The organism is Leucobacter tardus, assembly GCF_017583045.1.
GTDB classification, from domain to species: domain Bacteria; phylum Actinomycetota; class Actinomycetes; order Actinomycetales; family Microbacteriaceae; genus Leucobacter; species Leucobacter tardus.
This window is the reverse complement of the sequence record NZ_JAGFBF010000005.1, coordinates 1,056,855-1,076,211: the sequence shown is the minus strand read 5'-3', so window position 1 is coordinate 1,076,211 and position 19,357 is coordinate 1,056,855. Positions and strand designations below refer to the sequence as shown.

Here is a 19,357-nt window from a genome sequence, read left to right as displayed (position 1 = left end):
ACCCCGGGGATCGTGATCTCGCGATTCGGGTCGCGGGGACCGGGGAGTCGGTACCCTGAAGAGATGAGCAGCCGAACGGACACCCGCCCGCAGGTCGGCTCGCTCGGCGTCGCCGCCGCACTCGCCATCTGCCTCATCGCCCCCGCGTTCTTCGTGCTCGAGATCGTGTGGCTCGGGATCGCGCTCGCCGCCGCCGGGCTGGCGCTCGCCTGGGCGGTGGAGCGTCGTCGAGGCACCGGGCCGCAGCCGACGACGGCGCCGCCTCCGCCGTCGCTGCTGCGCGACCTCTCGCTCATCGTGATGGGACTCGGCATCGTCCGGCTCATCCCGCTCGCGGCCGAACTCGACAATCTGGCGATGCTGCGGTTCACGCTCGCGCTCGGCGGTGCCGTCGCGGTGCCGTATGTCGTCTCGCGGTTCGTGTATCGCGACCGAGCGACGGCGTTCCCGTGGCGCGGGGGCGGACGATGGACCCTTGCGCAGTGGATCTGGCTCGTCGCGGTCATCGTGCTGGCGTGGCTGATCCTGCCGTTCTACTTCATCAGCTCAGGCGTGTACGAGAACTGGCCGGAGGTCACCACGCTCGACCTGATCCTGCGCCTCTTCGTCGGCGTCGGTGCGGTCGGCATCTGGGACGAGCTGTTCTTCATCTGCACGGTGTTCGCCCTGCTGCGTCGGCACTTCCCGTTCTGGACCGCGAACGCGCTGCAGGCCATCGTGTTCGTCTCGTTCCTCTGGGAGCTCGGGTACCGGGCGTGGGGCCCGATCCTGACGATCCCGTTCGCGCTCGCGCAGGGTTTGATCTTCGCGCGGACCCGGTCGCTCTGGTACGTCGTCACGGTGCACCTGCTGTTCGACGCCGTGGTGTTCGGGGTGATCGTGCACGCCCACAATCCGCATCTGTTCGACGTCTTCCCGTTCACCGGATGATGGTGGATCTGCGACCGAGCATCGCAGCGGACCTCGAGTGGCTCGTCGAGCTGCGCGCCGTCGTGCTGCGTCCCGACCTCGAACGGCTCGGTCGGTTCGACGCGCACCGCGTGCGCGACCGCATGCGGCTGGCGTTCCTGCCGGAACTGACGCGCATCATCGTGGTCGACGGCGTCGACGCTGGATCGATCACGGTGCGCGTCGACGAAGACGGCGTGCGCTGGATCGAGCACTTCTACCTGTCGCCCGAAACTCAGGGGCGTGGCGTCGGGGGAGCGGTGCTGCGCGCCGTGCTCGATGTGCCGCACCTCGGGGATACGCGCCTCAACGTGCTGCACGGGAGTGCGGCGCAGCGTTTGTACACCCGCCACGGCTTCATCGAGGACTCCGATGACGGCGTCGACGTGTTCATGACGCGGCGTCGCTGACGGACGGGTGTCGCGCGCTCGATAGACTGGATTCCATGCTTCGTCTGATCGTTTTCGCGGCTCTCGGTGCGCTCATCGGGGGAGTGGTCGTGACCCTCGTCGGTCCACCGGGGGCCGGCACTGTCGTGGCGAGCATCGCGCTCCCCGTCGTCATCGTCGCGACAGTGCTCACGCGCGTCGGCGGCTCCCTGAGCAGCGCTGCCGGGGCGTCGCCCGAAGCCGTCCAGGCGGCGCAGTCGGCGGGGCGCGTCGGTCTCGCCCGCATCGACGCGCTGCGACAGACCGGTACGCAGATCAACGATCAGCCGCTCTGCGAGCTCGACCTCACGGTGCAGCCGCGGCGCGGGTCTGCGTTCGCGAGCACGATGCGCACCGTGGTGCCGGTGACGGCGATCCCGACGTTCCAGCCGGGCCTCGAGCGCGAGGTCGCCATCCTGCTCGAGGGCGGACCCGAAATCGCATTCGTCGACTCGGACGCGCTGCCACCGGGCGACCGTGCCGGTCTCACGGTGCCGCCGCGCGCGACGGTGCCGTTCGTTCCCGCAGTGCCCCACACGCGCATCGTCAATGGGAAGCGGAAAGGACCGCTGCTCGGTGTCAGCAGGTCGGGGCGTCCGCTGCGCTTCGTGCTCTACGCGGTCATCGCGATCGTCGCGGCTGCGGTCGTGATCTGGCCGTATCGGCAGGCGGTCGCCCAGTCCGTCGCGGCGGTGCAGAGCGGCCAGTTGCGGGCCGACCTGCGTCAACCGGAGTTCCTCGCCGATGCGCAGCGCGCACTCGAGGCGGAGATCGGGCACGACCGGGTGACGTCGATCGTCGTCGCGGAGGACTTCGTCATCGTCGGAGCACCCGTGACCGCGGGGGACACGAAGACCGACCGGTGGACCTACCGCGGGGGCCGGGTCTCCGCTGACGGTGCGGCGACCATTCAGCCGGACTTCGCCGAGGAGCAGTTCGCGTGGTCCGACGTGGCACTCGACCGCGTCTGGCCGTTGATGCAGGAGGGGGCTGACCGCGTGGACATCCCCGTCGGTGACGCGAGCGCATCGATCACCCGATCCACCGACGATGATATCGACAGCCCGACCTTCACGTACCCGACCGGACCACCGCAGATCGTCTTCAGTATCGGCGACGACTACGGCAGCACCTTCTTCACGGCGCCCGCCGACGGAGCGACGCTCGAAACGCAATAGCGAACGGCGGAGTGACCCGAGGAGACCCCGGGTCACTCCGCCGTGCTCGGCCGGGGGAGCCCCCCTGCTGTTCGCCTCCCGCTACGCTGCGAACGGCACCATGGCGAGGCCCGCGCCGATGAAGAACATGATCGCGATCGCGGCGAGCGCGAAGAGTGCGAGCATGACGCCGTTCAGCACGATGCCCCAGATGGTGAGGGTGCGGTCGACGGTCGGCTTCTTCAGTGCGACGAGACCGAGGACGAGTCCGACGATCGGCACGAAGAAGGTCCAGCCCGCGGCGACCGAGACGATGCCGAGTATGAAGCTGGTGACCGAGAACGCGCGAGCGCGGCGTTCGGCGATGGTGCGGTCTCCGGGCGCGACGACCGGCTCGTCCGACAGCTTCTCATCGGGGACGTAGACCGAGGCCGACTCGGTGATAGGGGTGGTGGTGCCGTCTGCCATGCTCATGATGTTCTCCGTTCTGAGCGATTTCGTTGTTGTCTTCGACGGTACGCTCGCCCGGGTTCACGGTCGTCAGACCGGAGTATGCACCCGTGGGTACCCCGGTACCGCGCTCCCATCAGTACCCCGGTGCCTGAGTGCCGCTTCACCCAGCGGATGATCTGCGGGAGAATGCAGTGTGATCGATGAACTGCAGCTTCCGACCTCGGTGCAGGCTCGCGCGGCCGACATCCACATCCGCAGGGCGACTTCAGACGACCTCGAGGCGGTGACGCGGCTGCTCGGTGACGACGCCATCAGCACCAGTCGCGGCGATGGCATCAGCGACGCGAACGCGGCGATCTACGCCGCGGCGCTGCAGCGGATCACCGACAGCCCCGGGAATGAGCTCATCGTGGCGCTCGATTCGGCCGGTGCCGTGGTGGGCATGCTGCAGCTGACCGTCATCCCCGGCCTGAGTCACCGCGGCCGGAGCCGATTGCTCGTCGAAGCCGTCCGAGTGTCGAGTGCCGAGCGGTCGTCGGGCATCGGCGGCGCGCTGATGCGCTGGGTGATGGACCGCGCGATCCGTGAGACCGGTGCACCGCTCGTGCAACTGACCTCGCACGGCGCGCGCACGGACGCCCACCGCTTCTACACCCGGCTCGGGTTCGCGGACTCCCACCTCGGGTTCAAGTACGACGCGGATCAGGGGGCCCCGGCCGAGCACGCCGGCTGACCGGGGCCCCGGCCGCGCGCCGCGCAGCCCGGTGAGATCGCGTCAGATCTCCGTGGTCGCGATCGCGACGGCGACGGAGTCGTGCGCGATCTCTTCGCGTGCGAGTACGTGCCCGTCGGCGGCGACGTGTCCGTGCTCGGCGAATCGCGCGAGGCGTTCGAGCAGGAGCCGGTCGTCGCTGCCCGGGGGCACTTCGACGGCGTTCACGCTGAGATCCAGGCCGAACTCGGTCGTCGCGTACGCGCCGACGCCGGTCGTGACGTCGGAGAGGAACTCCCGAGACGCCGCGCGCTCGCGTTCGCCGATCCCCGCGGAGGTTCCGATCACGAGGAGCTTCGCGGGGTTGGCGAGCCGGGGCAGGATCCGATCGAACGATTCCTCGGTCTGCTTCATCTCCGCGAACCAGTCCCGCCACGAGAGTTCCGCGGGCGCGTCGGCGAAGACGAGCACCGTCGTGAACGGGCGCTCGGGCGCGGAGTTCTCGGTGAACACCGAGACGGGCACGCGCGAGAGCGCGCGCAGCGCATCGGCTCGGTCCGCGGCGTCTGTTCCGACGACGCCCGTGTGCCGGGTGTCGATGTGTTCTGACATGGGTGCTCCTCCGCTCAGTGGGATCCGCCCGACACCTGCGTGCCCTTCGGGGTGACGCAGAACACGACGGCGGCGACGGCGATCATGAGGGAGCCGCCGATGAGCCCGGTGGTCTGCATGGAGTGGGTGAAGGCGACACCGGCTTCGGTCGCGAGGTCGGGAAGCCCCGCCTCGCCCGAGATGGCGATCGCCGCGCCGAGCGACTCCTGCGCCTCGAGTCCGAGCGCCGGATCCAGCCCGGTGAATGCGGTACCCGTCGCGAACTCGGCGCGGTAGAGGATCGCCGAGATGCTGCCCAGGATCGCGACGCCGAGCACGGCTCCGAGCTCGTACGAGGTCTCCTCGAGTGCGCCCGCGTTGCCGGCCTTCTCCTCGGGGGAGTTCGCCATGACCATCGCCGAGGCGATCGCGAGTGATCCGGCCCCCGCGCCGATGAGCACGAGTGCGATGAGCACGATGGGCAGCGCGAGCGTGCCCGGCGTGATGCCGATCGTGATCATGCCGATGCCCGCGACGCCGACGCCGCCGGCCACCACCGCGCGTGCGCCGATGAGGCGCGCGAGCGGGGGAGCGGAGACGGAGGCGACCGCGCTGGCGATCGCCATCGGCGTGAGGCGGAGTCCCGCCTCGAGCGGGGAGGCGCCGTCGACGAGCTGCATCCACTGCGCGAGCAGCAGCAGTGCGGCGACCATCGCGAAGGTGGAGCCGAGCGCGGCGATCATGCCGGCGGAGAACGGGCGGCTGTTGAAGAGTCGCAGCTCGAGCAGCGGGTGATCGCTGCGGACGCAGCGCAACCCGAACCAGCCGAGCGTGACGACGGCGCCCGCGAGCGCGATCCACGCTTCTGGGGCGGCGAGCGTCGCCTCCTTGCCGAAGGTCTTGATCGACCAGACAAGCAGGGTCATGCCGACGAGCGAGAGCAGTGCCGCGAGGGCGTCCCACCGACCGGGGTTCGGCACCCGCGACTCCGGGAGCAGGAGGAACCCGGCGATCAGGGCGCCGACCATGAGCGGCACGTTGATGAGGAACGCCGCGTGCCACGAGAAGTGCTCGAGCAGGAAGCCGCCCGCGAGCGGGCCGATCGCGGCACCCAGCCCGGATACGGCGGCCCAGATGCTGAGCGCGGTCGCGCGCTCTTTGGCGTCGGTGAAGATGACGCGGATGAGCGACAGCGTAGTGGGCATGATCATGGCGCCACCGACGCCGAGCAGGGCGCGGATCGCGATCACGGCCTCAGCGCTCTCGGCGAAGAGCACGAGCAGCGAGGCGCCACCGAAGAGCGCATAGCCGAGCATGAGCATGCGCTTCCGGCCCCAGCGGTCGGCGATCGCCGCCCACGAGACCAGCAGGCCGGCGAGGACGAGGGAGTAGATGTCGACGATCCAGAGCTGCTGCGTCGACGTCGGCGTGAGCTCGGCCGCCATGTCGGGGATCGCGATGTTCAGGATCGTCATGTCCATCATGATCACGAGCAGGCTCGCCGCGAGCACCGCGACGGCGGCCCAGCGACCGCGACGGCTCAACTGGATCGACGGGTGGGGAGCGGAGTGGGTCTGCGAGGTCATCATGCGGGGTCCTGGTCTGGGGTGGTGAGGATGGTGCGGAAGAAGGACGTGAAGGCGTCGATGGGGAGCGGTGCGTCGTGGAGCGCGGCGTAGACCAGCGCCCCGTCGGCGTAGACCGCGAGGGCGGTCGCGCGCCCACGGCCGACGTGCGGCGCGAGAGCGTCGATGAACCGGTCCGTCCATCTCAGAGCGAGGGCGCGGAGCTCGGCGTTCTGCGTTCCCGCGGCGATGAGGGCGATCTCAGCGTGCACCTGGCGGGTGTCGCAGAGGAACTCGTGCAGCTTCGCGGCGGCGCGTTCGGGGGCGGTGATGAAGAGTTCGATCTCCTGCTCCATCTCGGCGAGCTCCGCATCGATCTCATCGGAGAGCAGCTGCAGGGCCGAGGCACGCAGGTCGTCGATGGAGCTGAAGTACTGGGTCGTGGATCCGAGTGCGACCCCGGCGCGCTTCGCGACGGCCCGGTGCGTCAGCGCGGAATCACCCTGCTCAACGATGATCGCTGTGGCCGCCTCGAGGATCGCGCGACGACGCGCTTCGGGGTCGCGCTTTCGCGGCGTCGGCTCGGTCTCGAGTGCCGTCATGGGATCACCTCATCTTCCCTGTACATCTGTACATGTACATTTGTACAGGAAAGTTCCGATGCCGACAACATCGATGTGCAGACGCCCAGCGCGCGCCCAGTGAACCCGTGTTCGGCGGGTGGGTGTCAGCGGGCGGGCAGCTGCCGCACCAGGGTTCCGGCCCCGTGCACGCGGGCGGCTCCGGCTCCGGAGACCCGGTTCTTGAGCTCGGCGTCACTCGTGACCACGGTGACGTCGGCGCCCGATGCGCGGAGCGCAGCGGTCTGCGCGAAGATGGTGTCGTCGCCGAGCTCGGGAGCGTCGATGACCGTGACGTGCGGAGCCGCGGCGATGCCGCGCGCACGCCCTTCGGTGACCAGGATCCACTCCGGGTGCGCGCGATCGAGGCCGGGGACGACGGTCTCGGGCAGACCGAGGAAGCCCGGGCGCACCCCGGCGACCGCGAGCGCATCGATGCGGTCGCGGAGCCGCTCGGCGGCGCCGCGACGATCCTTCCACCATCCGTCGGGCACGGACCCGACGACGTTGGCGGCGTCGACGACGACCACGCGTCTGGCGCGCAGCAGCGGGCGCAGCAGTTCCCACGCGGAGGCGAACGCGGGGTGGAGGTCGAGCGCCGCGACCTCGTCCACGGCGACCCAGGCGAGCGCGTGGCTCTCGGGGTCGGAGATCTTCGGTTCGAACGGCGAGACGACCTCGGCGATCAGCGTCGTGTAGGTCCAGCCGGTGCGGTCGAGCAGGTGGGTGAAGCGCGGCTGCACCGCGTGGTCGGGCACCCCCGCTTCCTCCTGCGCCTCGCGGAGGGCCGCGACGTCGGCGGCTTCGCCCTGGTGCCGGGCGCCGCCCGGGATGCCCCAGGTGTCACCGTGGTCGCTCCAGGTGACGCGGTGCTGCATGAGCACGGCGTCGCGATCCCGATCGTAGGCGAGCAGGCCCGCGGCGCCGAACCGCCCCCAGTATCGGTTGCCGTCGGCTGCGGTGACCCATGCGTCACCCGGATCGCGCAGGTCGCTCACGGTGCTCCTTCCGGTGCGCTCCGCTGCGTGAGCGGCCGGGCACCGATCCCACCCTATCCGGCGATGACCTCGCCCCACACCGTGCGCAGGTGCGATCGCGCGTGACGCTCGGCCGCATCTGCGTCGCCGTCGACGATGGCGCGAGCGGTGCGCAGGTGATCCTCGAGGGTCCCCTCCACCGGAATCGCCGGCGTGAGCCCCAGACCGGCGCGCCAGCTGAGCACGAGGTCGACGGGTCCGGTCAGCGTGGTGAACTGCGGGTTCCGCGAGCTGGTGAGCAGCAGGCGGTGGTACTCGAGGTCGACCTGCAGGTAGGGGTCGCTCGCTCCGAGTCCCTGGCTGCCGAGTTCGTGCAATCGCGTGGCGAGGCGCAGCAGTTCGGCGCGTTGCGCGTCGGTCGCGCGGATCGCGGTCAGCCGTGCGGCGAGCGGTTCGACGGCGACGCGCAGTTCGAGGAGCGCCTCGAACTGGTGCTGCCGGAACGGACCGGCGAGGTTCCAGCGGATCAGGTGCTCGTCAAGCGCGTCCCACTCCTCGCGAGGCCGGACCGTGATGCCGATGCGTCGGCGCGAGGACACCATGCGGATGCTCTCGAGCACTTTTACGGCCTCGCGCGCCGTCGTGCGCGACGCGTCGTAGTCGGCCTCCAGGTCTGCGAGCGTGAACGAGGCGCCCGGGGCCGGATCACCCGCGGCGATGCGCGTGCCCAAGGAGTCGAGCACGGTCTCGTGCACGTTGTCGACCACTGCGTCCTCCTCGTCGTCGCGCCGAGACCGGTGATACCCGGCCGGGGTTGCCGTCTGATTGATCATACTTTAACGTGGAGAATCGTATGACGTAACGTGCGCGAAACATTCTCGGGCATCCCATCGATTCAACGGAGATCTTTCATGGAAGACTGGACCCAAACACTGGGCGCGGGTCCGCTGCTCGGCATCGCTGCCGTCGCGGTCGCCCTCATCCTGTTCCTCGTCATCAAGGTGCGGCTGCACGCGTTCCTCGTGCTCGTGGTCGTCTCGCTGCTGACGGCGCTCGCCACGGGCATCCCCGCCGGAATGATCGTCGACACGCTGCTGGACGGATTCGGCGGCACGCTCGGATCCGTGGCGCTGCTCATCGGTCTCGGCGCCATCCTCGGCCGCCTCGTCGAGTCCTCCGGTGGCGCGAAGGTCGTCGCCGAGAAGATGGTCAGCATCTTCGGCGAGAAGCGCGCCGCGTTCGCGCTCGGTGTGACCTCACTGATCCTCGGCTTCCCGATCTTCTTCGACGCCGGCCTCATCGTCATGCTGCCGATCATCTTCGCCGTCGCACGGCGTATCGGCGGCAAGAACCTGCTGCTGTACGGCTTCTCGGGCGCCGCGGCCTTCTCGGTCATGCACATCTTCGTGCCCCCGCACCCCGGCCCCGTCGCCGCGACCGAGTTCTTCGGCGCGAGCCTCGGCCTCGTGCTGCTCGTCGGCATCGTCATCGCGTTCCCGCTCTGGTACCTCACCGGTTACCTGTGGGCGAAGTTCGTGAACTCCAAGTACCCCATGATCGTGCCCGACCTCTTCGGTCGCACCGATGAGGATCAGCCGAAGAACCCGCCGAAGTTCGGCACCGTCGTGGCGATCCTCCTCCTGCCGCTCGTGCTGATCCTCTTCAACACCGGCCTCAACGCGCTCACCACCGCCGGCACCGTCGACGGCGACGCGACCTGGGTGCAGTGGCTCTCGCTCATCGGCACCGCGCCGGTCGCGCTGCTCATCTCGGCGCTCGTCGCGATCCTGGTGCTCGGCAAGTTCCGCGGCGAGACCGGCAGTGCGCTCGACAAGCTCGTGGACGGCACGTTCGGCCCGGTCGCCTCCGTGATCCTCATCACGGGCGCCGGCGGCATGTTCGGCGGCGTGCTGCGCACCTCGGGCATCGGCGACGCGCTCTCCGATTCGCTCTCCGATCTCGGCCTGCCCGTCATCCTCGCGGCATACGTGATCGCCGTCGTGCTGCGCGTCGCGCAGGGTTCGGCGACCGTCGCGCTCGTGACGGCCGCCGGCCTTATGGCCCCCGCCGTCATGTCGGGCGATTTCACCAGCATGCAGGTCGCCTGCATCACGCTGGCGGCGGCTGCCGGCTCGGTGTTCGCGAGCCACGTGAACGACTCGGGCTTCTGGCTCGTCGGCAAGCTCATGAACATGGACGTGAAGACGACGCTGAAGACCTGGACGGTGCAGCAGACGCTGCTCTCGCTCGTGGGCTTCGGGCTCGTCTACGCGATCTACGGCATCTCGTCGGCGGTGGGCGTGTGAGCGCCATCTTCGACATCGAGGGTCGTCTGGCCCTCGTCACCGGTTCGTCGCGAGGGCTGGGCAGATCCCTCGCGACGTCTCTCGGGCAGGCGGGCGCCCGCCTGCTGCTGCACGGTCGCGACGCCGCGGCGCTGGCGGAGACCCGCGCCGAGGTGGAAGCGGCCGGCGGCACCGTTGCCGGCGAGCTCCGCTTCGACGTCACCGACGCGGCCGCGGTCGAGGCGGCGATCGGCGCGATGCTCGCCGAGCATGGCACGCCAGACATCCTGGTGAACAACGCCGGGGTGCAGCGCCGTGCGCCGTTCACCGAGTTTCCCGTCGACGACTGGGACGCGATCATCACGAGCAACCTGTCGAGCGTCTTCTACGTCTCGCGATTCGTGACGCCGGCGATGGCCGAGCGCGGCTCGGGCAAGGTCATCAACATCGGATCGGTGCAGGCACAGCTCGCCCGCCAGACCATCGCGCCCTACTCGGCGAGCAAGGGCGGTGTCGCGATGCTCACGAAGGGCATGGCCGCCGACCTGGCGCGACACGGGGTGCAGGTCAACGCCATCTCGCCCGGCTACTTCGCGACCGAGATGAACCGGGCGCTCGTCGAAGACGAGGCGTTCGACGCGTGGCTGCGGGCGCGCACACCGGCGCAGCGGTGGGGCGACTTCACCGAGCTCTGGGGCACGCTCATCTACCTGGCCTCGGACGCTTCGAGCTTCGTCTCGGGGCAGAACATCTTTGTCGACGGCGGAATGACGGCGGTGGTCTGATGCGTGCAGCATTCATCGATGCGAAGGATCAGCTCGAGGTGCGCGAGATCGCCGCACCGGAGCCGGGTGCGGGGGAGGTGCGGATCCGCGTCGACTACGTCGGCATCTGCGGTTCCGACCTGCACTACTACTTCGCGGGTGTGAACGGCGAGTACGCGGTGCGCGAGCCGCTGATCCCCGGCCACGAGCTGTCGGGCGTCGTCGACCTCGACCCGACGGGCGCGTGGGCGTCGGGCACCCCGGTGACGGTGCACCCGGCGAGATTCGGCACCTCGCAGCCCGAGATCGCCGACCAGCCGCACCTCTGGCCGAACGGCTCGTACCTCGGCAGTGCCGCCACCTGGCCGCACACGCAGGGCGCCATGAGCGAGTACCTCGTCGTGCGCGAGAACATGCTCCGTCGCCTGCCCGAGTCGCTGCCGGTGCGGCGCGCCGTGCTCGCCGAACCGCTCGCGGTCGCCCTGCACGCCGTCAGCCGGGTGGCCGACGTAGGCGCCGACATCAGGGGAGCGCGCGTGCTCGTCTCGGGTGCCGGACCGATCGGGTTGCTCACCGTCATCGCGGCGAAGGCCCGCGGCGCGGCGCACGTCACCCTCAGCGATGTGCTCGCCGAGCCGCTCGCCCGCGGCACCGAACTCGGCGGCGAACTGGGCGCCGACGCGACCCTGCAGGTCGGCGTCGACGAGGTGCCCGTTGCTGCGTTCGACGTGGTCTTCGAGTGCTCCGGAGCGTCTCCGGCGATCACGACCGCGGGTGTTGCGGTGCGGCGTCGCGGCACGATCGTGCAGGTCGGCATGGTGCCGAACGATCCGCGCCCCGTGGGCCTCGCACCGATCATCTCGAAAGAGGCGCAGCTGCTCGGCACGTTCCGCTTCAACGACGAGATCGATGCCGCGGTCGCGCTGCTCGACGCGCAGCCCGACATCGAGCGCGTCATCACGCACGAGCGTGCGCTCGACGAGGCGGTCGCCGCGTTCGACCTCGCGAAGGACTCGCGGGAGTCGAGCAAGGTCGTCGTCGCACTGCCCGGGGCACGGGCGTAACCGGTCGGAATCGGAACAGAGGATCAAGGCATCATGAGCGCAGCGGCTGACGTCGTCATCGGCGTCGACATGGGAACGACGGCGACGAAGGCCGTGGCGTACACGCCAGACGGCCAGCAAGTGGCGGCAGCACAGCACGGGTACCCGCTCGACGAGCCCGAGCCCGGGTGGGCGGTGCAGGATCCGGAGCTGATCCTGACCGCCGTGCTCAGCGCCATCGGCGACGTCGTCACCGAGGTGGGCGCCGGCCGGATCGCCGGCCTCTCGTTCTCCTCCGCCATGCACAGCCTCATGGCGGTCGACGCCGACCTCACGCCCCTCACCGGTGTCGCGACGTGGGCGGACACGCGGGCGACGCTGCAGGCCGAGCGGCTGCGCGGATCCGGCCCAGGTCTCGCGCTGCACCAGCGCACGGGAACGCCGATCCACCCGATGTCGCCCCTCATGAAGCTGGTCTGGTACCGGGAGCAGGATCCGGAGACGTGCCGTGCCGCCGCGTTCTGGGTCGGCATCAAGGACTGGGTGCTGCAGCGCATGACCGGCGAGTTCGTCACCGATCACTCGCTCGCCTCATGCTCGGGTCTGCTCGACATCTACCGGCTCGAGTGGGATCCGGAAGCGTTGCAGCGCGCCGGCATCACGCCGGAGCAGTTGCCCCGACTCGTGCCGACGACCACGGTGCTCGAGGGGATCGTCGCGTCGACCGCTGAGGCCACCGGCCTCCCGGCGTCGACGCGGGTCGTGGTGGGTGCGGGTGACGGGCCCCTGGCGAACCTCGGCGTCGGTGCCGTTCGGCCCGGCGTGGCGGCGTGCTCCATCGGCACGAGCGGCGCGCTCCGCGTGGCGGTCGAGGCGCCGGCCGTCGATCCGCAGGGCGGCGTCTTCTGCTACGCCATCACGGAGGATCGCTGGGTCATCGGTGGTGCGATCAACAACGGGGGAGTCGTCCTCAACTGGATTCGCGACGAGATCGCGGATCCCGAGCAGATCACGACACCCGAACTGCTCGACGCCGCGGCATCGGTCCCCGCAGGCTCGGGCGGCCTCATCATGCTGCCGTACCTGCTCAGCGAACGCGCCCCGCACTGGAGCGGCCTCGCCCGCGGTGCCTATATCGGCCTCACCCGCTCCCACACGCGTGAGCACCTCGTGAGCGCGGCGGTCGAGGGGGTCGCCATGCAGCTCGCGCTCGTGCTGAAGTCGATGCGGGCGGCAGGCCTCGATATCGAGGAGATCCGTGCCACGGGCGGGGTGACGAAGCACTCGCTCTGGCAGCAGGTGCTCGCGAGCGTCTTCGACACGCGCATCGACATGCTCGAAGAGCAGGAGGGCTCGGGACTCGGCGCCGCGCTGCTCGGCATGTACGCGCTCGGGCTCATCGACTCGATCGATGTGGCCGCTGACATCACGCCGGTGAAGCACTCGGTGTCACCGCGAGCCGAGGACGTCGAGACGTACCAGGCGCTCCTGCCGATCTTCGATAACCTCTACACCGCGTTGCTGCCGACATACACCCAGTTGCGCAGCCAAGCCGACCTGCTGCCGCTGACGCGGGGGGAATGATCCGCATCACTCCGTCTCGGTGACGAAGGTCTCGGTGTCTTCGTCCCAGCCGGTCCAATCGCCGAAGTAGAGTCGGCCGTCGTTCGTCTCGCCGTCGGCTCCGGAGGTCGCGGGCGTTTCGGGATCCGCCCGCTCGGCGTCCGCCGGATCGAGGGGCGCGGTCGGCACCTCTGCGGCCTCGCTGCCGTCCTCCGCGTCGATGGGGGTGACCACTGGCAGGGGTGCATCCGAGTCCGAGGTCCGCGTGGAGCCGCGATCGCCCGTGCCTGTACCGTCGTCCGCCGGCGGCGGCGCCTCAGCCGGCATCGCTGGCACTGTGGGTTCGGCGACAATTGGCGGGTCGAACAGGGGCTCGAGCGAGACCGTCACCGAGAACGACGCGACGATGGTCGCCGAGGTCGCGAGCGCTGGCACGAACTTGTCGCGCCAGCCCCGCGTCAACGTCAGAAGGGCGGTCAGCCCCAGGCCGACCGTGGTGGCCCGTTCGAGGAACAGACGGTAGCGCGACGGGCAGGATTCGCACGTCTCCAGGTGACGTTCGGTGGACGACCGCACCCGGGTGCCCTGCTTGCCCCAGCGCAGCGTTCCGAAATGCTGCACCGCCGTCGCGCAGTCGTGGGGCAACGATTCGGTCGGCGTGTGCAGCCGCTCCATCCACGCCTTCCGCAGACCCGACCGCGCGCGCTTCAGCAGCACCGAGGCGGAATTCGGGGTGAGCCCGAGTTCGGCCGCGACCTCCTGCACCGGGCGCCGTTCGACATCGACCGCGATGATGATCTCGCGCCAGCGCTCCGGAATATCCTGCAGCGCGACGGCCGCGGCTTTGCGTTCTTCGTCATCGGTCAAGGCGTCGGCGTGATCGGGTGCGTCGTCGTCCGCGAACTCGCCGAGATCGTCGAGCGGGCTGAACCGGCGCACGGTGTTCCAGTGCTTGACGAGGGCGGAGTCCACCGTCTTGAACAGGTACCCGCGGAACGACGTCATCGGACCCACTCCCGATCGGAGCGCCTGGAATACCCGAGTGAAGGCCTCAGCAGTGGCGTCTTCGCCCGCGTCCGGGTCCTTCTTCATCGCCCAGGCGCGGGTCATGGAGAAGTGCCGATCCCACAGCTCCTCGAGCGGCCAGGAGGCGCCCTCGCGGGCGAGATCGCAGAGCGCTTCGTCGCTCAGCTCCGTCGAGCCGGTCCCGCGTGGGTCCGACGGTCTCCTCTGCCTCATGCGTCCGCTGCCCGGTCTCGTCGCGCGCGTGCGCGGGCGATGCTCACATACAGGGCGACGATGACACACGCGATGAGGCCCTGCAGCACGAGGACCGACTGGAACCCGCTGAGCGGACTGTTCGCGCGCAGATCGTCCATCCAGCCTGCGTCCAACGCCGAGGGTGCGGGATCGCCGGTCGCGATTTCCGAGTCACGCATCGCATCGCTGAGCCATCCCGGTGCGGCATCGGTCGCGCCCGTCGCACTGGTGCTGCGATCGGTCGAACGCGTCCGGGGGTCATGATCCAAGGCATGGGGTGGCGGGGCCATGGTCATCGGCGGAGCCGTCGTCGTCGCACCCGACTGGTCGGGCGCGGTGCCCGACGTCGACTCGCGCGCATCTCGCGCGGCACGCTGCCGATCCGCGATGCGTTCGCGTTCGGCGCGTTCGGCTTCGAGGTCGACCGCAGGCGGACCGTCGCGGTCGGGGCGCGTCGGGAGGTACTGGTCTCCGCGCGGGCCGAACGGATTCGGCGTCGCGTACGGTCCGATGAGCATGAGCGTGCCGCTCCACCCGTCGACGTTCGCGCCGACCGCCCGAGCCGACACCTGCGCTTCGATGCCGCTCGAGGCGTCGGGCCCCAGATCGGGGACGACGCCCGCGAACTTCACCGTCGTTTCCTCACCGGGGGCGATCGTCTGCTCGAGCTCGCGATGATCCCAGATGGTGCCCGAGACGGAGACCTGCACCTGCTCCCACGGGTACGCGCTCGTGTTCACGAGGTGGACGAAGGTCTCGATGCGCTCGCCCGGGGTCGCCAGCCCATCCTGGTTCGCGTCTTCGACACGGGTCTTGATATCCGGTTCGATGCGCACGAACGTGCTGTCGGGGAGTTCGAGGCTCGTCCGGTCGTTGCCGGGTTCCGGATCGGGTTCGTTGCCCGTGACGGTCGCGAACCAGAACGGCGGCCACGCTTCGGATTCACCCGCCGGTGCGAACGAGAACCGGTGGGTCTGTGACTCTCCAGCAGGCAGGGCGCCGCCCGAACAGGTGAAGCCGCCCTCGGATCGGACGGCGCACGCTTCTCCCGCCGTGACAGATCGGTCGGTGCCCAGCTCGGGAGCGAAGACGAGCGCGTACCCCGATGACGCGCCCGGCCCAGCGTTCTGCACGACGACGTCAACGGAGATGCGCGATCCGGGGCCGGTCCACCCGAGCATGATCAGCGCTTGCAGATCAGCGCCCTCGATCGCCACTGGCGCGGTGTCGGTGTCGTCGTCGTGATCGTCGTCGCCGCGGTCGTCGTGATCGTGGTGGTGGTGGCCGCGCGCCGGTGCCGTCTCATCGGCCGTCGCCGGTGCGGCGAAGCCGGGGGTGAGAACGAAGAGTGCGAGCACCGCGATGCACGCGTGCAGAACAATTCTTCTCATGTCTCACCAGGTATCGCCGTCGGTCGAGATCCGACGACTGATACGCACGTCCGAGCCCCTCTTTCCGCAGCCAGCATAGACACATTTCAGCTGGGAAAGAAACACATGGTGCTCTCGTTCAGAAAACCGAGATGAACGAGAGATTTGCGAGACAGAAGGGCAAAGTTTCCTTATATATGATCAGGTAGATGCGCTCGTGTGACGCGGTTCGTGAATCTTTTTCTGATGCAGGGCGAGACGCGACAGGGCCCGCGGTCCGACACGATGCCGGACCGCGGGCCCTGAGGTGCGCGTGCGTTTAGCCCGCGTCCGCCGTGCGGCGGCGTGCCCGCCACACGAGTGCGCCTCCGAGCGCTGCGAGTGCCGCGGCGACGCCGATCCACAGAAGCGATGCGGCTCCCGTGTTCACGAGACCACCGCCCGGACGATCGCCAGGCTCTCCCGGCTTCTCCGGGGTGCCGGGTGACACCGGATCGATGGTGTTCGTCAGCGACACCTCAGCGGTCTCCGCCTGGCCCACGACGATCACGTCGTCGGAGAACGCGGCAGAGGTCCATCGCCCGCCGGCGATCCCGGTCGGGATCTCCTCGGAGAGCCGCACCTCGGCACCCGCGGGGAGCCCCGTGACGCCGACCGGGGTGCCGTCGGCGGTCACGGTGATCTGACCGGATCCGGCCTCGAACCCGATCCCCGCGTCATAGGCGTAATCGACGACGAAGGTCGCACCCGGATCGACGAGGTCGGCACCCGAGCCCGCGATCGACTTCTGCACGGTGAAGCCACCCTCGCCGAGTGCGACCACGTTCTCGAGCTTGACACCGGCGACACCGTTCTTCTCGATCACCGCGATGTTGCCCGAGGTGAAGGAGGACGAGACCCAATGACCGTTCGTCGGATCTTCGGGATCGGCTTCGGTCAGGGTCACCACGGCGCTCGCCGGGATTCCCTCGACCGTTGCGGTCTCGCCGTTCTTCACCGTGAGCGTGCCTTCGCCGGCGTCGTACCACTCACCCGCGGGGTAGGAGTAGTTCACGGTGAACTCGGTGTCGGCGGCGACGAGGCCGGCACCGGTGCCCGAGACCGACTTGGTGACGGCGAAGCCGCCGAGGTCGCGCTCGATCGCATTGGTCAGCGTGACGGCGAGCGTCGTTTCGTCGCCGATGGTGAAGCTCGCCTGGTCGAAGGTCGCATCCGTCCACGTGCCGCCCGGTGTGTTGACCGGGGTGGCCTCGGTGACCTCGACCTGGGTGCCGTACGGCAGCGGATCGCTCGTCACGGTCTCACCGTTGTTCAGCACGGTGAGCGAGCCCGAACCGGTCGCGGGGTCCGCTCCGAGCGCGTCGGGCAGGGTGTAGGTGTAGTCGACCGTGAACGCCGCGTCAGCCGGCACCAGGTCCGCACCGTCACCCGACACCTGCTTCAGCACGGAGAAGTCGCCGTTGTTCCACGAGATCGGGTTGTCGAGGTCGATCGACACCACCGTGTCCTTCGCGACCGTGAACGTGCTCTCGCTGAATGCGGGATCGCCCCAGGTGCCGCCCTCGGGGTCGGTGACCTCGAGCTCGGCGAGGGTGACGGTTGCTCCGGCGGGAAGACCGTCCACGGTTCCGGTCTCGCCGGCGCCGAAGGAGATCTCGCCGCTGCCGGCCGGGAACCCGTTGATCTCGGGGTACGCGTAGGCCACCGTGAACACGGCGTCGTCGGGCACGAGGCCCGTTCCGTCGCCCGACACGGACTTGGTGACGGAGAAGCCGCCGGTGTCCTGCGTGATGGTGTTGGTGACCTGCGCCGTGATCGGCTCGTCCGTCTCGCCGATGGTGAGCGTGGTCGGGTCGATGATCGGGTCGCCCCACGTCGCGCCCGGCACGTTCGGCAGGTTCGCCTCGGTGAGCGTCACCTCGGCACCGACGGGCAGGTCGCCGCTCGTGACGACGTCGCCCGAGATGGGCAGCTCGAGCGTGCCACTGCCGGCACCGAATCCCTTCTCGGCGTCGGCCGGGTAGCTGTAGTCGAGGGCGAACGTGAGGTCGTCGGCCAGGGGCACGTCGTCCGTGTTGACGACCGACTTCTGCGCGGAGAATGAGCCGGTCTGCAGCTGGGCATCGTTCACGAGACGGATCTCGGTCAGCGCGCCGAGCGTGCCGTTACCGCCGGGTGCGAACGTCAGGGTCTCCGCCGGCTCACCCGAGGCATCGAGGAACACCGGTTCGGCCCAGTCCACGTTCTCGGGGTCGGTGGGCGTCGCCTCAGTGAGTTCGACCACGGATCCGCGAAAGAACTCGGGGCTCGTGAACGTCTCGCCGGAGCGGACGGTGAATGATCGATCCGCCGGCTCCTGCCCGGGCTCGGTCACGGTGTAGTTCACGGTGAACTCGGGGTTCAGCGTGGTGTCGCCGGTCAGCTCTTTCGTGACCGCGAACCGGCCGTAGTTCGCGCTCATCACGGTGCCGCCGCTGGTGTAGCGGGTGGCGCTGCCACCGGTGGGGTTCGAGGCGTTGCCGTCGATACTCCACTCGGCGGAGTTGCGGAAGACGCGGTCACCGTTCGCCTGCAGTTCGCCGCCCGTGAGCGCCTTCACCTTCCACTGCACGATGTAGAAGCTGCCGTCGACGCCGCGCTGGGCGCCCTGGGTCGGCGGCTCGATGTCGTTGCTCCAGTCGGATCCGCGACCCTCGCGCGAGTCGAACGTCGCCGTCAGATCGCCGTTGCTCCACTCGACGCCGTCGGTGCGCACCTGCCAGCCGGAGACGCCCTCGCGACCCCAGCGGTCGTACTGCAGCGTGCTCGTCTCGAGCACGCGCGGGTAGGTGCCGTCGACCAGGAGTTCGTAGTCCTCCTCGTCGAGCAGGTCGGTGACCACAATCTCCTGACCGGCGGCGATACCGTTCTCGCCTGCGGGCACCTGCACCGTCCACTCGATGGTGTCATCGGCCTTGTTGTACCAGCCGTACTTGCCGCCCCAGAAGTCGCCGAACTCGCAGTTCTCGTCGCACCAGTTGGGGCTCGGGTTCACCGTCACATTCGTGGTGACATCGCCGAAGACGAAGGTCTTGTCGACCGTCTCGCGGGTGTCGAGGCGCGTCTCCACGCCGATGAAGAAGCTGCCGGAGACTTCGTAGGGGTTCGCCTCGATGAAGGCGTCGTCGACGGTGCAGGTGATGGCGGTCTCAGTGACCACGCACTCGCCCGCGACTTGATCGTCGGGCCCCATCATGGGGAACGTGTCCGAGCGGCCGTGCAGCTCCTCGGGCAGGGGGAGTGTCAGGGAGACGGGAGCCACGGCCTCGGCCGGAATGCTCCACTCGACGGTGAGGCGCTGACGCTCCCAGTCGTTGAACGTGTCGTTCTCGAACGAGACGTCGTCGATCCGGACCTGGCTCGCGTCTGGCGCGGCGAGTGCTGCGGCGGGTGCCGCGATGATGCCGGTCACGGCGAGCAGGCCGGCGAGCGCCGCGCCCAGTGCCCTGAGACCCTTTCGGCTCGACTGCGACGAGCCTTCCTTGCGGAATTTCAACTGGTGTTCCCCTCTGTGCCTTCAATGCGCTCTCGGCGGTGCGGCTGCTCGGAGTCGAGCCCGCACCGCCACCAGAGAAGAAGAGG

Annotated in this window: 17 protein-coding genes; 8 read left to right on the top strand and 9 right to left on the bottom strand. The window is 69.2% G+C overall.

Translation table 11 applies throughout. The features are described from left to right. The first annotated feature begins 63 nt into the window (after positions 1 to 63). From J4H85_RS12055 to J4H85_RS12045, 3 genes are read left to right on the top strand one after another with little or no spacing between them, the layout of a single operon-like run. Positions 64 to 930, top strand: coding sequence for a CPBP family intramembrane glutamic endopeptidase (locus J4H85_RS12055; RefSeq protein WP_208239950.1), 867 nt, complete (start codon positions 64 to 66; stop codon positions 928 to 930). Continuing rightward, entirely contained in the window at positions 927 to 1,358 is a 432-nt protein-coding gene (locus tag J4H85_RS12050) for a GNAT family N-acetyltransferase (RefSeq protein WP_208239948.1), read from the top strand. Before J4H85_RS12055 ends, J4H85_RS12050 begins: the two co-directional genes overlap by 4 nt. A 35-nt stretch (positions 1,359 to 1,393) precedes the next feature. After that, positions 1,394 to 2,554 carry a hypothetical protein gene (locus J4H85_RS12045; protein WP_208239946.1) on the top strand — a complete coding sequence of 387 codons (1,161 nt, stop codon included), beginning with the start codon at positions 1,394 to 1,396 and terminating at the stop codon, positions 2,552 to 2,554. 81 nt (positions 2,555 to 2,635) lie between these two features. On the opposite strand, the gene J4H85_RS12040 is transcribed toward J4H85_RS12045, so the two are convergent. After that, complete coding sequence (locus tag J4H85_RS12040) at positions 2,636 to 3,007, bottom strand: DUF4190 domain-containing protein (RefSeq protein WP_208239944.1); 372 nt, start codon at positions 3,005 to 3,007, stop codon at positions 2,636 to 2,638. Positions 3,008 to 3,179: 172 nt separating this feature from the next. On the opposite strand from J4H85_RS12040, the gene J4H85_RS12035 reads away from it, so the two are divergent. Then, positions 3,180 to 3,719, top strand: a complete 540-nt coding sequence (locus tag J4H85_RS12035; protein WP_208239942.1) for a GNAT family N-acetyltransferase — start codon at positions 3,180 to 3,182, stop codon at positions 3,717 to 3,719. Positions 3,720 to 3,761: 42 nt separating this feature from the next. Here J4H85_RS12035 and J4H85_RS12030 read toward each other — a convergent pair whose 3' ends face one another. The 5 genes from J4H85_RS12030 to J4H85_RS12010 all read right to left on the bottom strand — a co-directional run bounded on the left by J4H85_RS12030 (position 3,762) and on the right by J4H85_RS12010 (position 8,284). Further along, positions 3,762 to 4,310: a hypothetical protein gene (locus J4H85_RS12030; protein WP_208239940.1), complete on the bottom strand. Its 549-nt coding sequence runs from the start codon at positions 4,308 to 4,310 to the stop codon at positions 3,762 to 3,764. Positions 4,311 to 4,324: 14 nt separating this feature from the next. Then, on the bottom strand, positions 4,325 to 5,878 hold the full coding sequence (locus J4H85_RS12025) for an MFS transporter (RefSeq protein ID WP_307863648.1): 1,554 nt from the start codon (positions 5,876 to 5,878) through the stop codon (positions 4,325 to 4,327). After that, complete coding sequence (locus J4H85_RS12020) at positions 5,875 to 6,456, bottom strand: TetR/AcrR family transcriptional regulator (RefSeq protein WP_208239938.1); 582 nt, start codon at positions 6,454 to 6,456, stop codon at positions 5,875 to 5,877. The genes J4H85_RS12025 and J4H85_RS12020 overlap by 4 nt, the downstream gene beginning before the upstream one ends. Positions 6,457 to 6,581: 125 nt before the next feature. Continuing rightward, positions 6,582 to 7,472, bottom strand: coding sequence for an NUDIX hydrolase (locus J4H85_RS12015; RefSeq protein WP_208239936.1), 891 nt, complete (start codon positions 7,470 to 7,472; stop codon positions 6,582 to 6,584). A 53-nt stretch (positions 7,473 to 7,525) separates the two neighbouring features. Further along, entirely contained in the window at positions 7,526 to 8,284 is a 759-nt protein-coding gene (locus tag J4H85_RS12010; RefSeq protein WP_208239935.1) for a FadR/GntR family transcriptional regulator, read from the bottom strand. Between the two features lie 78 nt (positions 8,285 to 8,362). Here J4H85_RS12010 and J4H85_RS12005 point away from each other — a divergent pair, with 78 nt between their 5' ends. Genes J4H85_RS12005 through J4H85_RS11990 form a run of 4 tightly spaced genes read left to right on the top strand, consistent with a single transcriptional unit; the run spans position 8,363 to position 13,127 of the window. After that, entirely contained in the window at positions 8,363 to 9,757 is a 1,395-nt protein-coding gene (locus J4H85_RS12005; RefSeq protein WP_208239933.1) for a GntP family permease, read from the top strand. Then, positions 9,754 to 10,521: an SDR family oxidoreductase gene (locus J4H85_RS12000; RefSeq protein ID WP_208239931.1), complete on the top strand. Its 768-nt coding sequence runs from the start codon at positions 9,754 to 9,756 to the stop codon at positions 10,519 to 10,521. Before J4H85_RS12005 ends, J4H85_RS12000 begins: the two co-directional genes overlap by 4 nt. Next, the gene (locus tag J4H85_RS11995) at positions 10,521 to 11,564 is read left to right on the top strand and encodes a zinc-binding dehydrogenase (protein ID WP_208239929.1); all 1,044 of its coding nucleotides are present in this window, start codon (positions 10,521 to 10,523) and stop codon (positions 11,562 to 11,564) included. Before J4H85_RS12000 ends, J4H85_RS11995 begins: the two co-directional genes overlap by 1 nt. 33 nt (positions 11,565 to 11,597) lie before the next feature. Next, on the top strand, positions 11,598 to 13,127 hold the full coding sequence (locus J4H85_RS11990) for a gluconokinase (RefSeq protein WP_208239927.1): 1,530 nt from the start codon (positions 11,598 to 11,600) through the stop codon (positions 13,125 to 13,127). Between the two features lie 6 nt (positions 13,128 to 13,133). On the opposite strand, the gene J4H85_RS11985 is transcribed toward J4H85_RS11990, so the two are convergent. The 3 genes from J4H85_RS11985 to J4H85_RS11975 form a co-directional block, all read right to left on the bottom strand. Continuing rightward, positions 13,134 to 14,345, bottom strand: a complete 1,212-nt coding sequence (locus tag J4H85_RS11985; RefSeq protein ID WP_208239925.1) for an RNA polymerase sigma factor — start codon at positions 14,343 to 14,345, stop codon at positions 13,134 to 13,136. Further along, entirely contained in the window at positions 14,342 to 15,757 is a 1,416-nt protein-coding gene (locus J4H85_RS11980) for a COG1361 family protein (RefSeq protein WP_208239923.1), read from the bottom strand. The genes J4H85_RS11985 and J4H85_RS11980 overlap by 4 nt, the downstream gene beginning before the upstream one ends. Before the next feature lie 298 nt (positions 15,758 to 16,055). Continuing rightward, on the bottom strand, positions 16,056 to 19,271 hold the full coding sequence (locus tag J4H85_RS11975) for a DUF5979 domain-containing protein (protein WP_208239921.1): 3,216 nt from the start codon (positions 19,269 to 19,271) through the stop codon (positions 16,056 to 16,058). Between the last annotated feature and the right edge of the window lie 86 nt (positions 19,272 to 19,357).